Annotated in this window: 16 protein-coding genes; 11 read left to right on the top strand and 5 right to left on the bottom strand. The window is 62.3% G+C overall.

The window, feature by feature from the left end:
• Nucleotides 1-126: 126 nt before the first annotated feature.
• The gene (locus C5L10_RS00080) at nt 127-594 is read left to right on the top strand and encodes a group III truncated hemoglobin (RefSeq protein WP_105427995.1); all 468 of its coding nucleotides are present in this window, start codon (nt 127-129) and stop codon (nt 592-594) included.
• A 19-nt stretch (nt 595-613) separates the two neighbouring features.
• On the opposite strand, the gene recX is transcribed toward C5L10_RS00080, so the two are convergent.
• Nucleotides 614-1,168 carry a recombination regulator RecX gene (recX, locus tag C5L10_RS00075; RefSeq protein WP_105427994.1) on the bottom strand — a complete coding sequence of 185 codons (555 nt, stop codon included), beginning with the start codon at nt 1,166-1,168 and terminating at the stop codon, nt 614-616.
• Nucleotides 1,169-1,275: 107 nt separating this feature from the next.
• The gene (locus C5L10_RS00070) at nt 1,276-1,998 is read right to left on the bottom strand and encodes a L,D-transpeptidase (protein ID WP_105427993.1); all 723 of its coding nucleotides are present in this window, start codon (nt 1,996-1,998) and stop codon (nt 1,276-1,278) included.
• A gap of 199 nt (nt 1,999-2,197) precedes the next feature.
• Between C5L10_RS00070 and C5L10_RS00065 the strand changes: the two genes are divergently transcribed.
• A complete protein-coding gene (locus tag C5L10_RS00065) occupies nt 2,198-2,566 on the top strand; it encodes a hypothetical protein (protein ID WP_105427992.1) in 369 nt (122 codons plus the stop codon).
• A 15-nt stretch (nt 2,567-2,581) separates the two neighbouring features.
• On the opposite strand, the gene C5L10_RS00060 is transcribed toward C5L10_RS00065, so the two are convergent.
• Nucleotides 2,582-4,141 (bottom strand): S10 family peptidase, encoded by a 1,560-nt coding sequence (locus C5L10_RS00060; RefSeq protein ID WP_245447872.1) that lies wholly within the window; start codon nt 4,139-4,141, stop codon nt 2,582-2,584.
• A gap of 292 nt (nt 4,142-4,433) precedes the next feature.
• Here C5L10_RS00060 and C5L10_RS00055 point away from each other — a divergent pair, with 292 nt between their 5' ends.
• The 6 genes from C5L10_RS00055 (at nt 4,434) to C5L10_RS00030 (ending at nt 9,262) form a co-directional block, all read left to right on the top strand.
• Nucleotides 4,434-5,384: a DUF1403 family protein gene (locus C5L10_RS00055; protein ID WP_105427991.1), complete on the top strand. Its 951-nt coding sequence runs from the start codon at nt 4,434-4,436 to the stop codon at nt 5,382-5,384.
• 2 nt (nt 5,385-5,386) lie between these two features.
• Complete coding sequence (locus tag C5L10_RS00050; protein WP_105427990.1) at nt 5,387-6,028, top strand: SMC-Scp complex subunit ScpB; 642 nt, start codon at nt 5,387-5,389, stop codon at nt 6,026-6,028.
• A 72-nt stretch (nt 6,029-6,100) separates the two neighbouring features.
• On the top strand, nt 6,101-6,469 hold the full coding sequence (locus C5L10_RS00045) for an antitoxin Xre/MbcA/ParS toxin-binding domain-containing protein (protein WP_046632432.1): 369 nt from the start codon (nt 6,101-6,103) through the stop codon (nt 6,467-6,469).
• Nucleotides 6,462-6,965: an RES family NAD+ phosphorylase gene (locus tag C5L10_RS00040; RefSeq protein ID WP_105427989.1), complete on the top strand. Its 504-nt coding sequence runs from the start codon at nt 6,462-6,464 to the stop codon at nt 6,963-6,965. The genes C5L10_RS00045 and C5L10_RS00040 overlap by 8 nt, the downstream gene beginning before the upstream one ends.
• 177 nt (nt 6,966-7,142) lie before the next feature.
• Entirely contained in the window at nt 7,143-8,849 is a 1,707-nt protein-coding gene (locus C5L10_RS00035; protein ID WP_245447870.1) for an ATP-binding protein, read from the top strand.
• 11 nt (nt 8,850-8,860) lie between these two features.
• Nucleotides 8,861-9,262, top strand: a complete 402-nt coding sequence (locus C5L10_RS00030; protein WP_037084919.1) for a response regulator transcription factor — start codon at nt 8,861-8,863, stop codon at nt 9,260-9,262.
• A gap of 274 nt (nt 9,263-9,536) precedes the next feature.
• On the opposite strand, the gene C5L10_RS00025 is transcribed toward C5L10_RS00030, so the two are convergent.
• The gene (locus C5L10_RS00025; RefSeq protein ID WP_105427987.1) at nt 9,537-10,028 is read right to left on the bottom strand and encodes a MarR family winged helix-turn-helix transcriptional regulator; all 492 of its coding nucleotides are present in this window, start codon (nt 10,026-10,028) and stop codon (nt 9,537-9,539) included.
• 86 nt (nt 10,029-10,114) lie between these two features.
• A complete protein-coding gene (locus C5L10_RS00020) occupies nt 10,115-10,921 on the bottom strand; it encodes an IclR family transcriptional regulator (RefSeq protein ID WP_172716842.1) in 807 nt (268 codons plus the stop codon).
• A gap of 94 nt (nt 10,922-11,015) precedes the next feature.
• On the opposite strand from C5L10_RS00020, the gene C5L10_RS00015 reads away from it, so the two are divergent.
• From C5L10_RS00015 to C5L10_RS00005, 3 genes are read left to right on the top strand one after another with little or no spacing between them, the layout of a single operon-like run.
• Nucleotides 11,016-11,381 (top strand): Rieske 2Fe-2S domain-containing protein, encoded by a 366-nt coding sequence (locus C5L10_RS00015; protein WP_037084914.1) that lies wholly within the window; start codon nt 11,016-11,018, stop codon nt 11,379-11,381.
• Nucleotides 11,368-11,703: a hypothetical protein gene (locus C5L10_RS00010; protein WP_037084912.1), complete on the top strand. Its 336-nt coding sequence runs from the start codon at nt 11,368-11,370 to the stop codon at nt 11,701-11,703. The genes C5L10_RS00015 and C5L10_RS00010 overlap by 14 nt, the downstream gene beginning before the upstream one ends.
• A gap of 36 nt (nt 11,704-11,739) precedes the next feature.
• The gene (locus C5L10_RS00005; RefSeq protein ID WP_105427985.1) at nt 11,740-12,969 is read left to right on the top strand and encodes an amidohydrolase family protein; all 1,230 of its coding nucleotides are present in this window, start codon (nt 11,740-11,742) and stop codon (nt 12,967-12,969) included.
• The last annotated feature ends 37 nt before the right edge of the window (nt 12,970-13,006 follow it).

Genomic DNA, 13,006 nt, shown 5'->3' with positions numbered 1-13,006 from the left:
CATCTTCGAAGTATCCTCACACCGCTCTCTGACACATCGTCGCAACCGGGCGTCAGGCCTTGGGTCCCGCATCCGCAGGGCCTATATAAGACGGGCCGCAAATGCGGCGGAACCCAAGGTTTTAAGATGAGCGACGAATTGCAGGGGCGCGCGGCGCATATCGCGGCGATCCGGGAACGAGCGGAAGCGGAAATGAAGGCGATCGGCATCGACGGCGCCTTCATCGGCACGCTGGTCGATACGTTTTACGGCCGCATACTGGAGCACCCGGAGCTGGGGCCTGTGTTCGACGCGCGGCTTTCCGGACGCTGGCCGGAGCACATGGCGAAAATGAAGAGCTTCTGGTCCTCCGTCGCCTTCCGCAACGGCGCCTATGGCGGAAAGCCGGTCCAGGCGCATCTCGGCGTCGCCAACATGACGGCCGAACTTTTCCCGAAATGGCTGGAGCTGTTTGCCGCGACGCTGGACGACATTGCTCCGAGCCCGGAGGCGAAAGCCTGGTTCATGGCGACGGCGGACCGGATCGCGCGAAGCCTGACGTTGTCGCTCTTCTACAATCCGGCGCTTGACGACCCGGCGCTTAAGCAAGCCTGACGGCAGGCCGTTCCGAAACCTAAAGGTGGCGGCCTGCATCCAGCGCTTCTTCGGCCTCATCGAGCGACATCTCGAAGATTTTCTTGCCGATATCGAAGCTGAAACCTGCCCTGGCGAAGGCGGAAAACTCCTTGGCCTTGCGTTTTTCGTCGAGTTCGCTCTTGCGGAACGGCCCGAAGGCGCGTTTGCGGGCCAGGATGAGGGCCGCGTGGAAATCATCCGCCTCGGCAATCGCGGCCGCCACGGTGCTGCTCGCCACGCCCTTCTGCGACAGTTTCTGGGCAATGGCCCGTCTGGACCTGCCGCCGCGCATCCCCGAGCGGGTGCTCATTTCGGCAAAGGCGGCATCATCCAACGCCTTGTTGTCATAGGCGAATTTCACGGCGAATTCGGCAAGCGCCCGGACCTCGACCTCGCCGATATCCTCGAATTTCTCACGTGCCTTGCGCGCTATGGCGTCGAAAAGCTGCTTTTCCGTGTGCATGCGCCGGTTTATGCGATAGATCGTCGAATTGCGCGCCCAGGAGAGCATACGCGGCGTCGGCGCATCGGATTTCGGCGTCTCGTCGTCCAGATCCAGTTTAAGCCTCCGACCGCTTTTACCGCCGCTTCCCCGCGATGCGCGGCCGGACTTCTTACATCATGCAGTCGCGGCGAAACAACATCATCGCGGCAGCCGCGTCAGACAGCAGGAACGGCCTTCAGCACATCCTGATGCACGACGATCCGGGCGTGGTAGGGGACGCGCGTATAGAGATCCATGACGTCCTGGTTGACCAGACGCACGCAGCCCGACGACGTCGCCTTGCCGATCGAGGCCCATTCCGGCGAGCCATGCAGGCGGTAGAGCGTATCCTGGCCATTCTGGAAGATGTAGAGGGCGCGCGCACCAAGCGGGTTCTTGATACCCGGATCCATGCCGCCGTTCTCGATGGAGAACTTCTTGAGGCTCGGCTGGCGCGCGACCATCTCGTTCGGCGGTTTCCAGCGCGGCCAGGGCTGGCGCCAGTGGATGACGCCTTCGCCCTGCCAGGCAAAACCGTCCTTGCCGATGCCGACGCCGTAGCGCATCGCCGTGCCGCCGGGTTCGACCACGTAGAGGAAACGACCAGGCGTATCGACGACCACCGTGCCGGGCAGTTCGCCGGTCGGATCGACCACGCGCTGGCGATAATATTTCGGGTCGATCTGCTTGTAGGGGATTGCCGGCAACAAGTGGCCGCTGTCCTCGACGGCGGCGTATCGGGCCTGCAGCTCCGCTTCGCTCGGGGGCTCGATCGGGCGGCGGGCCATTTCCGGGACCGGAGCACGTCCAGCGGTGGTGGCGCAGCCCGCAAGCGTCGCGGTCATCGAGACGGAGCCTATCACGAAGGCGCGCCGCGACATCTGGTATTCGCTGGTCATGGACCGAAAGATCTTTCTAAAAATCAACGTATGTGAGCTAGTAGCGGTTTCCAGCCCACACCAGCAAGGCGCGTCGCATCACATCACGGTGACCTTTCCGTCATCGGCCTAGAACGGAGGGTCAGCTAAAATTCGAGCTGTTTCGGGAACGTCACCTTCATTGCCGGCATGCCAAAAAGCCGCAACCGGGGGTTATTTCATGCGCAAATCGCTCAAGTCGATCATTCTCGCCGCCCTGCTGTTCGCATCGGCGCTCCCAGCCTGGTCTCAGTCGACTCATATGCCCCCAAACCTTCCGCAGCGAGCTGAAGGCTACATCAACCTGCAATCGAGTATCAGCGTCGGTCTGCCCTATAACGACGGCGCGCCGGTTGAATCCCAGATCGAAACGGCGCAACGCATGATCTACAGCCTCGCCGCTAAACAATGCGAACTCGTGCTCTCGACGATCGCCAGCGACTGCAAGATCAGCAATCTCAGCAACAACCTCAATTCGCAGCGCCTTCAGCGCGACAATGCGCAGATCACGGTGACGCCCCAGATCACCATGATCGTGAAGCTGAAATGATGGATCAAGCAATCCTCAATCCGTAGCCCTGGCCTCGTAAAACGCCCTGACGTCACCGGCAAAACTCCTACGCGAATCCGGCTTGGTGTAGAACATGTGCCCGCCGCGATAGACCTTGAGTTCGGCGCGGCCGGCAGCGAGTTCGGGCGGCAGGTGGTCGATGACGTAGCGGCTGGCGCCGTAAGGCGTCAGCGCGTCGCTGTAGCCATGGGCGATCATCAGCTTGAAGGACGGGATGACCGAAAGCAGGTCGCGGATATCGGTGCTGGCGCTAGCGAGCGAGCGCGAATCTCCACCATGGCTGCCGTTCCACTCCCAGCGGCGGTTCACCTCCTCGTTCAGCAGCGAATAGGTCATTTCGGTTGCAAAGCCGAGCTCGTTGCGGGCATAGGCGGCAAAGGTGGCGCCATAGGCGCGCGTGTAACCTTCGAGGATCGGGTCGTCGTTGCGGGTCGAGGCTTCTTCCGGATAGGCATCCGGCACCCCATAGGATGCGTCGTAGGGGCTGACGATCTTTCCTGGTCCTCCCATCTGCTTGGCATAGACATCGCCGACGAAACCGCGGGTTCGGGCGACGACGTCCCTTGGAATGCCGGTGAGTTCGGACACCCGACCGTAGAACGCCTCGGCCTCCTGGCCGGTGGGGGAGGGGCCGGCCAGTCCGACGAGATAGTCTCCTGTCGCGAAACGCTCGGCATCGGCAAGCTTTTCCGGCGTGAACTGGTTGCGGCGTTCCAGCTCGGCTGCGGCGAGCGAGGGAAGCTGCAGCGCCGCACTCAAGGGATCGTCGGAATTGGCGAGGAAACGGCCTTCGACCAGTGGCGACAGCATGATGATGCCCGAAGCCAGCATCCCCTGACTGTTCTTCAGAGACACGGCGACCTTGGCAGCGCGAAAACCGCCATAACTCTCGCCGAGCAGGTATTTCGGCGCATCGAGCCGGTTGTTCTTCTGGACGTAGAGCGCGATCGCCTTGGACAGGCTGTCGGCATCCTGCCGCACGCCGTAATAGGCACCGGCCACATCGTTGCTGGCGGCGCGGCTCCAGCCGGTACCGATCGGATCGATCAGTACGAGATCGGTGAACGCGAGCCAGCTTTCGGGATTGTCCTTCAGCCGGGGCGTCGTGCCGTTGTCGCCGGTCGCGCCGAATTCCAGGATTTTCGGGCCGACGAGGCCGAGATGCAGATAGGCGGAGGCGGCGCCTGGGCCGCCGTTGAAGGCGAAGCTAAGCGGTCGGCTGCCCCCTGAAGCAGAAGGTGCCCGGTTCTTGGCGACATAGGCGGTGTAAAAGATCTTCGCCGAACGGTTGCCGTCCTGACCGAACAGATCGAGCGTGCCGGCCGTCGCGGTATAGGGGAGATCGCCGGAAGGCGCCTTGAAGACATGTTCGGTGGTGGAATCGGCCGGGATCAGGCTGAATATGCCGCCGCCGGCGCTCTGCTCCGTCTGGCGACCGCGTTCGCGGTTCTCGTCACCGCCGCGCGGCTGCTGCGCCCAGGCCGGTCCCGAAAGCACCGGCGCCGAAAGGGCAAGGACTACGGCGAGAGATGCAATTACCCGATGAAACGTCAAACTGAATCCTCCTTGGCCAGCCGCACCCTATGTAGGGCGGCCTGGCGATCCGCAAAACTCAACTCCTATTGATCGACGGTGGCAGAGGCATCGTTTGCCGATTTTCAGCGGCTTCGAGACGGCGGCATTCCACGGATAGCGGCGGATCGAGCTGCTTTGTCCCTGTGAGATACCGGCCTCATTCCGATGTCGCAGAGGAAACTGCAAATATCGGTGCAAATCCGCCGGCTGACGGTGCGGATTGCCCTGCGATCGGTGGCCACAAGCGCACAAAAAATTTACGCTCGCGCCCATGATTCCCAAGGCCCTATCACCGAAGGCACCGCTTCAGCCCATGCCGGCAGCTCGCTGGGCGGGTCCCCAGACCTTTGCCGCGGACACCGCGGATGCAGCATTCATGGCGGGTGGGGCAGTTTATCCGCTCGACCAGATCGTTCGAGCCGAACCGGACTGGGCCGGCGCCTGGCGGCAGCGGCTGGCCCTGAAATGCGCGGCAGCGGCCGTTCGGCTGGCGGGGCGTTCGGAAGACGAGGCGGGGCTGCGCGATGCCTGGCTGTTGCGCAAGCCGGGAGACGATCCTGGCCCGGCCGGACAGATCCTTTCGGCCTGGAAGCGGCTTGGCTCGCGTTCGGCTGTGCTCGATGCCCAGGTGCTGCAGGCGACAGCCGGCATGCTCGGCATCAAATGGGACGAGCCGCTGGCAACTCTTGCGCAGGCTTTTGACGATCTCGGCCTGAGCGGATCAGCCGCGCCGTTCGCGGCCGCGGCGATGATCCGCGAGACGCACGCGATCCGCCCGGATGCCGAAGCGCTCGGCTGGTGGCTCGCCGATCTCCTTCTGGCGCAGAAGCTGCGCTGGTCCATGCCGGTGCCGCTGTTGATGAGCCAGCGCTTTTCTTCGGTGTTCCGCGCCGAGGGCGGGCGCGGCCGCATCCGGCCTGGTGAAAAAGAGTTCGACCGGGCGATCTGCCTGGCTCTGGTGCATGCCGCGACCGAAGCCGGCCGGCTGGCGGCGGAGATTGCCCGACGCGCCGAGCGGCTTGCCCTCGTCACGCCAAAGCTGCGTGCGAAAGGCGCGGAGGACGGGCTGCGCCTGCTGCTCTCCGATGACGCCGTGTCGGGCACCCTTCAAACGCCGAACCTTTCCCGTTTTGCGTCGCGCCGGCTGTTCGAGCGGCTGCAGCAGCTGGAAGCGGTGCGCGAGCTTTCCGGCCGCCCCACCTTCCGCATTTACGGGCTCTGAACATGGCGAAGCGGGCGCGGCAGATCGTCATCGACAAGGAACTTCTCCACCTGACGCAGGAGGAGCGGCATCGCCAATGGGCGGCGCGGGTGGAGGCGGTGATCTTTGCCTCTTCCGAGCCCGTCACACGGAAAGCGCTGGAGCGCGTCGTCGGCGAGGAATGCGATATCGAAGCGATCATTGAGGAGATCCGCGAGTCACTCGGCGGCCGGCCTTATGAACTTGTCGCGGTCGCCGGCGGCTGGCAGCATCGCACCCGGCCGGAATTTGCCGATGTCATCCATGCTTCCGGCGCCGCCAACGCTCCGCCGGCAGATCTGACCGATCACCAGGCGCTGGTGCTGATGACGGTCGGTTATTTCCAGCCGGTGACGCGCGCCGAAATTTCGAAGATTTTCGGGCGCGAGGTGAGCCGCGATACGATCGCGACGCTCCGGCAGTTAGGCTTCCTCGCCTCCGGCCCGCGCAGTCCGACGCCCGGTGCGCCATATACCTATATCACCACGCCGGCCTTCCTCACCGCCTTTGGCTTCGACACGCTGCGCGACCTGCCGGATACGGAAATGCTGGAGGACGCCGGACTGCTGAGCCGCACGCTGCCGGTCGACGATTTCGTCGAGCCGGAGCTGGAAGACGACGACTAGCAGTGCTTGAAATGCGCGGAGATTGGGCTCATATTGAGCGGTAGATGATCAAAACTGGATCAGGACTTTCTCATGGCTCATGCTTTTGAAATCGGCGCCGCCGCTTTCCGTGAACCCCAGTCCGCGCTTCTGTCGGCGCGGCGGGTGTCCGACCTTCTCGGCCTGACGCATGCGGAACTGGCGAAACTGATCGGTGTCGCTCGCAACACGCTGACGGCCAAGAGCGGGGCCCGCAAGGTCGATATGGCGCTCTCCCCTGTCGTTCGCATTCTGGCGATGGCGAGCGAGATGGCCGGCGACGAGAACCGCGCGGCGATCTGGTTCAAGCACCAGCCGATCCCCGGCTGGGCCGGCAAGACGGCTTACGACCTCGTCGGCGAGGGCAAGGCCGACAAGGTGCTCGCCTATCTGGAGGCGGTGCGCTCCGGCGTTTATGCCTGAACCGATAATCCTCTGGCGTGCCTATGTGCCGCACTGGGCGCATGCGCCGCTTTCCGGCGACGGCGCTGCCCGTTTCGGCGGTCGCTGGAACCCGGTCGGCGCGGCGACCATCTATGCCGCGCGCGAGCTTTCCACCGCCTGGGCGGAGTACAACCAGGGTTTCGTCCAGCATCCGGCCCTGATTGCCCAGCTCCGGCTCGAGGGCGCGAGGCTCGCGGACTTGACCAACCCCGAGGTTCTGACTGGTCTTGGCATCGACGAGGCGATCCACCACTGCGAATGGCGCGATGATCTAGACGCCGGGAGGTTGCCGGCAACGCATCTCCTCAGAGAGAGGCTGATCCGGGAGGGCCACGACGGCGTCGTCTATCCATCCTTCATGTCGCCGGGCGGAACCTGTATCGCCCTCTGTCGCTGGAACGGCAAGCACCAGCCGAGGCTCACCATCACGGACCCCGACGGTCGGCTGCCGAGAAGCCCGGCTTCCTGGTTGTAGTTGGGAGCGGCGCAGTTTGTCTCCATGAATGGGAGAGATCCGACGCGGCAGGAAAACCATAGCCGTTCAATGTCATACCCGCAGCTGTATGGAAAATACTCCGTTCAACCTTGGCATTTAAAATTTAGTGGAATGTAATGTTTTGGATGCATGATGGGCCGAGAGAAAGCGGTGCATATGCAGCAGAACATTCGTATCACATCGCACGTCACGATCGTGCTGACTTTGCTGACGGCCCTGACAGCGCTGCTTCTCGCCGGCTTCATGTGGCTTGCCTCGGCGAAGGTGGATGATCTCGCCTTGATCCGCCAGAAGGGTTACGTCGAACAGGGTCTCGACGAGCAGGTGAAAGCCGTACAGCATGAACTGGAAAGCGTCACGGTGTGGAACGATGCGGTCCTGCTTGTTGCCAAGGACGATCACCCGTGGATTGCCGACAATATCGGCGCATGGATGCACAAATATTTCAGTCATGACCGCACCTATCTGTTTAACGCGCGGGACGAACTGGTCTTCGCCATGCGGGACGGCGAGGATATTGCGGCCCTGACCTTCCTCGACGATGAAAAGGCTGCGGCGGCCGTGCGGGAAAATGTCCGTGCGGTGCTTCACAAACGGATCACACCCAGCGATTCCAATCCCCCGGTGCTCGCCGAGATTTTCGCGGAGAAGGTCCTCTCGATCGCAGGCCGGCCCGCGGTCGTCAGCGCAAGACCGATCGTCCCGAGCAGCGACGAGGTCTTTCTCGAGGCCGGCAAGGAGTTCATCGCGGTTGCCGTCAGGTTCCTGGATGCCAGCGCGGTCGAAAAAATCGCTCGTTACGCGCGGCTCGAAACGCTGCATTTTACCACCGACGCCGCCGAAACGACTGCGGCCATCCCGGTGATGGCCACTTCCGGCCCGACGCTTGGATATTTGGCATGGCAGCCCATCCGGCCGGGCCTGATGCTCATCGAGCAGATCGCTCCGGTCGGCATTGCCGGCATCATCGTGGCGATGGGGGTGGTGATTTTCCTGGGCCGGGGCCTGCGCAAGACGTCTCTCGATCTGTCCGAGAGTCGTCTGGCGCTGATGCGCCACCGTGACCAGCTCGAAGAGAGCGTCAGGCTCCGGACGGCGCAGATCGAGCGGCAGCGGGAGGAACTGGACAGGCTTTTGGCGCAGGAGCGGCATGTGAACGCCCTGCAGCGTCAGTTCGTCACCATGGCTTCCCATGAGTTCCGCACGCCGCTTGCCATCATCGATGCCGCAGCCCAGCGCCTGTCGCGCACCAAAACCAACCAAAAGCCCGAATATGTGGAAGAAAAGTCGGCCCAGATCCGCTCCGCCGTGCTGCGCATGGTGGACCTGATGGAGAGCATCCTGTCGGCGGGCCGGCTGGAGACCGGCAAGACGACACTGAAGCCGGAGCGCCTCTCGCTGGCGGAAATCATCGAAGCCTGCTGTGCTCGACAGATGGATGTTGGTAAATCCCACACGATTCACCGGGACCTCTCGCATCTGCCGCAGACGATCCTTGCCGACCGCACAACGATCGAACAGGTCTTCACCAACCTGCTTTCGAATGCCGTCAAATATGCGCCACAGGCGCCGGACATCCATATCCGCACCTCGACGAAGAACGGCATGTCCTATGTGTCGATCCAGGATGCCGGCATCGGCATGGATGCCGAGGACCTGCCGAAGCTTTTCCAGCCCTATTACCGGGCTCGCAGCGCGACCGGCATCGCCGGCACGGGCATCGGCCTCAACCTCGTCAAGCAGATCGTCGACCTGCATGGCGGTTCGATCTCCGTCGAGAGCGTACTCGGCCGGGGAACGACATTCACGGTGGCGCTCCCGAACAAGGGACCGCTCGCAAATCTCATCAAACGTGCAGCTTAGGGAATAACAGGATGATTACCGTACTATGTATCGACGACGAAGCGGATATCCGCCAACTCATCGTCGAGGAACTGGCGGACGCCGGATTTGCAACTCTGGAGGCGGCCAATGGGCAGGAGGGTCTCGAAGCCATCCTGGCGTATTGGCCGGACATCGTCATCTGCGACATTTCGATGCCCGTCATGGACGGTCATCAGCTCCTGGCAGAAATCCAGATGAACCATGCCGAGCTTTTCAACATCCCCTTCATCCTGCTGTCGGCCTTGACCGACAAGGACAATGTGTTGACGGGCCTGCGGGCAGGGGCGGCGGACTATCTGACCAAGCCGATCGATTTCGATCTTCTGCTGGCAAAGCTTGCCGGCTGCATCGCCCGCCTCGAAAACGACCGAGCCGTCGGCCGGGCGCTTTGATTTTCATGCAAGGCCGCGTGAGCAGCCTGCAGCGGACATCGAGCCTATCGATGCACCGCTGTGGGTCTCGCCGTGATTTCGGGTTGCGACGATTTTTCGGACGAGGCTCGCGGCCCCGAGTTCGAGCTGGGCGCGAGCCTCTGACCGTCATCATGGCCGCTTTGGGGATCTAAGAGCCGACCCTATGCAGCCGTCAAATCAACGTTTTGTAAACTATCGGCGCCAACGGCTCGCGCGGTGATGGCGAAGAACTTTCGCCAGCGCCGAGGCCTTGTCACTCACCCTTGGCGGGTTCGTCGCGTTCGCGAAGATTGCGGGCGACGAGGCGACAAAGGTCGCGGAGCTGCTGGTAGCTTTCCTGCGGCAGGAACGAAAACACTTCGCGCTCGACGGCGTCGGCGGCTGCATCGCAGGCTTTGATCATCCGTTTGCCTTCGGTCGTCAGGCTCATGCGCAGGATACGCCGGTTGGCCGGATCTTCCTTGCGGGTGATGAGATTGCGGCGCTGCAGCCCGCCGATCAGCTCGTTCATCGTCTGCGGCGTCACGAAGAAACGGCGCGACAGTTCAGCCGAGGAAAGGCCGTCGCGGCTGCCGATCACGCTCAGCACCGTATATTGGATGCCGGTCATCTGCAGCGCCGTCAGCGCCGCCTCCAGCCGGCTGCGCACGGCATGATTTGCCTGGTTCAGGAAGTAGATTGCCCGGGGCTGCTGCATCACCCAGTCGCTGGTGCTTGCTTCTTCGGGCTTCATGTCTTCAGCCATCACGATGCGGCGACCTTCTTCAAAACGGTTATATGAGCGGGGTAGCGGAGAAAATGCAGCCGCACAAGCCGAGTTGCACGAAACCCTCAACTTACTGAAGCGCCGAGCCGCATCGACAGGGATCTGGCCGCGCGCAACGTGGCGGTCAGCGGCAGGCCCGAAGGCGCAATATCGAAGCCATCCTGGCGGCCGAGCACGGTGATGACCGCTTTCAGGTGCGCCCGGTGATCGAAGACGGGAGCGGCAACGGCCGAAAATTCCGGCACCGTGGCCGGCAAAGTTGCGGCATAACCTTCGCGGCGGACATCCGTGAGTTCGGTTATGAAACGTGCGGCCGAGGCCTCCGCTTCGCCGCCTTGGCGCATCATCGCGCGCAGGTGGTGTTCCCATTCGACGTTCGGCAGGTTGGCCATGAAGACCCGACCGGTCGCCGTTGGCCAGAGGCGCACCAGCGATCCGACCTTGATCTCGTAGACGCTGTCGGAACGGCCCTCGATCTTGTCGACCACGACAGGTGCATCGCCGTTCCACACCGCCAGCGTCACCGTCTCGCCGAGTTCGACGGCAAGCTGCGAGATCGTCGCACGTGCAAGGCTGAGGAAGTCGGTGCGCGAAAGCGAGGCAAGGCCGAGCTGCAGCGCCGAATCGCCGAGATCGTAGAGGCCGGACAGCCGGTCTTGAGCCGCAAAACCGGTGCGCACCAAGCTGACCAGATAGCCATGCGCCATGCTCGGCGTCATCCCGGCAGCAGCTGCGATATCGTTCAACCGCAGCGCGCGGCCGGCATGCTGGATCGCCGTCAGCACCTTCAGTCCCTTTTCGAGCGACTGGATGCCGGCGCCCTTGGTTTCCGGGCCCTTGCCCGGCGTTTTCTGTTTTGCCGACGCGTCCATAACCTCTCCGCTTGACGTGCTCATTCATCTTTATACAATATAACTGAATGATTTCAATAATGTTGAAATAGGCGCGAAGGATAAGGAGGAGGCTTTGGCGGAATATCTGGTTTGTTCGGAGGATGAGATCGCCGATGGCGGCCGCAAGGTCGTCGCCTGCGGAGAGCGGGAAATCGGCATTTTTCGGGTAAAAGGCGCGCTGCATGCCTGGCACAACATGTGCCCGCACCGGCAGGGGCCGATCTGTCAGGGCCGCATCTATCCTCAAGTCATCGAGCCCGTCGATGAAAGGCAGGAGGTGCGGACGCTTCAATACAATGAAGAGAACATGCACGTGGCCTGTCCATGGCATGGATGGGAATTCAACCTGGAGACAGGCCGCAATGCCGGGCCGGCCAAATACCGCCTGCACCGCGCCGAACTGGCGATCCGGGAGGGGCAGATCTATGTCGTCCTCTGAGCCCACATTACGCAACGACCCCTATGGCTGGATCGAGGACGCTACTGCCGAAATCGAGAAGGCGACGGCCGAACTGCTGGAAAACGGCGAAGCATCGCGCGTCTCCGACGAGGCGGTGGCGCGGATGATGACGGCGGCGATCCGGCTTTACGTCGCCAAGAGCGACGGGGAGGAACGCACGTTCCGACCGCTGACCGGCACCCGCGACGAGACTGTAACTGCCACCGAGGCGCTGTCCGCGGTCTCGGAAATCCTGCGCGCCCTGCATCTCGGGCCGATGGAACTGGCGCTCTGGTACCGGCGCCGGCCGGATGAACTCTGAGGCATAAATCCACTCTTTCGCCTGAGGAGAGCGAACATGGATATTTCCAACAAGGATCGCGCCCGCGAATTGCCGGTGCAACAGATCGACGTCTTCACCGATACGCGCGATATCCTTGCGCATGCCAACAAAGCGGCCAGGAAGCGCGGTTTCGAGGACTGGCTGATCTGCGACGTGGACGCCCACCACACCGAGACGATTTCCTGGCACGAACTGGTGCAATATATCGAGGATCCGGTCATCCGCCATCAGGCGATGCTCTTCCACGACGAGAAGATGGGCACCGCCTCCTATGGTTTGAACGGCGACATGGGGCTTAAATATCAGGATGTCGGCGGCCGTATTCCGCACCAGGCTGGCATCCGCGAAAAGGTCGATGACGGGGTACATCGCGACGTCACCCTCTCGCGCCGGGCGATGAGCGCCCTCGGCGTTGATTACATGGTGCTGTTCCCGACGCCGATGCTGACGCTCGGGCTCCATCCGCAGCCGGAAATGGAAGTCTATCTCGGCCGCGCCTATAATCGCTGGCTGATCGACAAGGTGCTCTCCAAGGATGACCGGCTGAAGACGCTCGCCTACCTGCCGTTCAACGTGCCCAAGGAAGCGGAACGCACCATCGAGGAATTTTCGGGCCAGCCGGGCGTCATCGGCTTCTGCGTTCCGTCCGTCCGCCACAAGGCGGTGCATCACAACGACTACATGCGCATCTATGCAATGCTCGAGGAGCGCAACCTGCCGATCGCCTTCCATGCGGCCTACCACTGGCAGGACCAGTCGCTTGCAACCATCAACCGGTTCCTCGGCATGCACGCGCTCGGCTTCGTCTGGTGCAACATGGTGCACATGACCAACTGGATTTTGAACGGAATTCCGGAGCGGTTTCCGAAGCTCAAAAGCATCTGGGTGGAAAGCGGACTCGCCTGGATCCCCTTCCTGATGCAGCGTCTCGACGACCAGTACCTGATGCGGCCGTCGGAAGCGCCGCAGCTCAAGAAACTGCCAAGCGAATACATGCGCGAAAACTGCTGGTACACGACCCAGCCGATGGAAACGGTGAACATGAAGGCGCTGCAGCTGACGCTGGAGATGATCAACGCCGAGAGCCAGCTCCTTTTTGCATCCGACTGGCCGCATTTCGATTTCGATCTGCCGCAGGAGATCTATGACCTGCCATTCCTCAGCGAGCAGGCGAAGCGGAATATCCTGGGGCTGAATGCAGCGAAGTTGTTCAACCTGGATCCGACGCCGCGCAAGACCTTGTAGGCGGGAGGGTGCGTGGAGCCGTCCCTCTTATGGGGAG

The sequence above is a fragment of the Neorhizobium sp. T6_25 genome (assembly GCF_002968555.1).
GTDB lineage: Bacteria > Pseudomonadota > Alphaproteobacteria > Rhizobiales > Rhizobiaceae > Neorhizobium.
This window is presented reverse-complemented; position numbering and strand designations above follow the sequence as displayed.

Coding starts and splice junctions, on each gene's coding strand:
- C5L10_RS00020 (WP_172716842.1), bottom strand. CDS start 10,921: ATGGACGCGTCGGCAAAACAGAAAACGCCGGGCAAGGGCCCGGAAACC.
- C5L10_RS00065 (WP_105427992.1), top strand. CDS start 2,198: ATGCGCAAATCGCTCAAGTCGATCATTCTCGCCGCCCTGCTGTTCGCA.
- C5L10_RS00055 (WP_105427991.1), top strand. CDS start 4,434: ATGATTCCCAAGGCCCTATCACCGAAGGCACCGCTTCAGCCCATGCCG.
- C5L10_RS00080 (WP_105427995.1), top strand. CDS start 127: ATGAGCGACGAATTGCAGGGGCGCGCGGCGCATATCGCGGCGATCCGG.
- C5L10_RS00035 (WP_245447870.1), top strand. CDS start 7,143: ATGCAGCAGAACATTCGTATCACATCGCACGTCACGATCGTGCTGACT.
- C5L10_RS00045 (WP_046632432.1), top strand. CDS start 6,101: ATGGCTCATGCTTTTGAAATCGGCGCCGCCGCTTTCCGTGAACCCCAG.
- C5L10_RS00010 (WP_037084912.1), top strand. CDS start 11,368: ATGTCGTCCTCTGAGCCCACATTACGCAACGACCCCTATGGCTGGATC.
- C5L10_RS00050 (WP_105427990.1), top strand. CDS start 5,387: ATGGCGAAGCGGGCGCGGCAGATCGTCATCGACAAGGAACTTCTCCAC.
- C5L10_RS00070 (WP_105427993.1), bottom strand. CDS start 1,998: ATGACCAGCGAATACCAGATGTCGCGGCGCGCCTTCGTGATAGGCTCC.
- C5L10_RS00005 (WP_105427985.1), top strand. CDS start 11,740: ATGGATATTTCCAACAAGGATCGCGCCCGCGAATTGCCGGTGCAACAG.
- C5L10_RS00040 (WP_105427989.1), top strand. CDS start 6,462: ATGCCTGAACCGATAATCCTCTGGCGTGCCTATGTGCCGCACTGGGCG.
- C5L10_RS00030 (WP_037084919.1), top strand. CDS start 8,861: ATGATTACCGTACTATGTATCGACGACGAAGCGGATATCCGCCAACTC.
- C5L10_RS00025 (WP_105427987.1), bottom strand. CDS start 10,028: ATGGCTGAAGACATGAAGCCCGAAGAAGCAAGCACCAGCGACTGGGTG.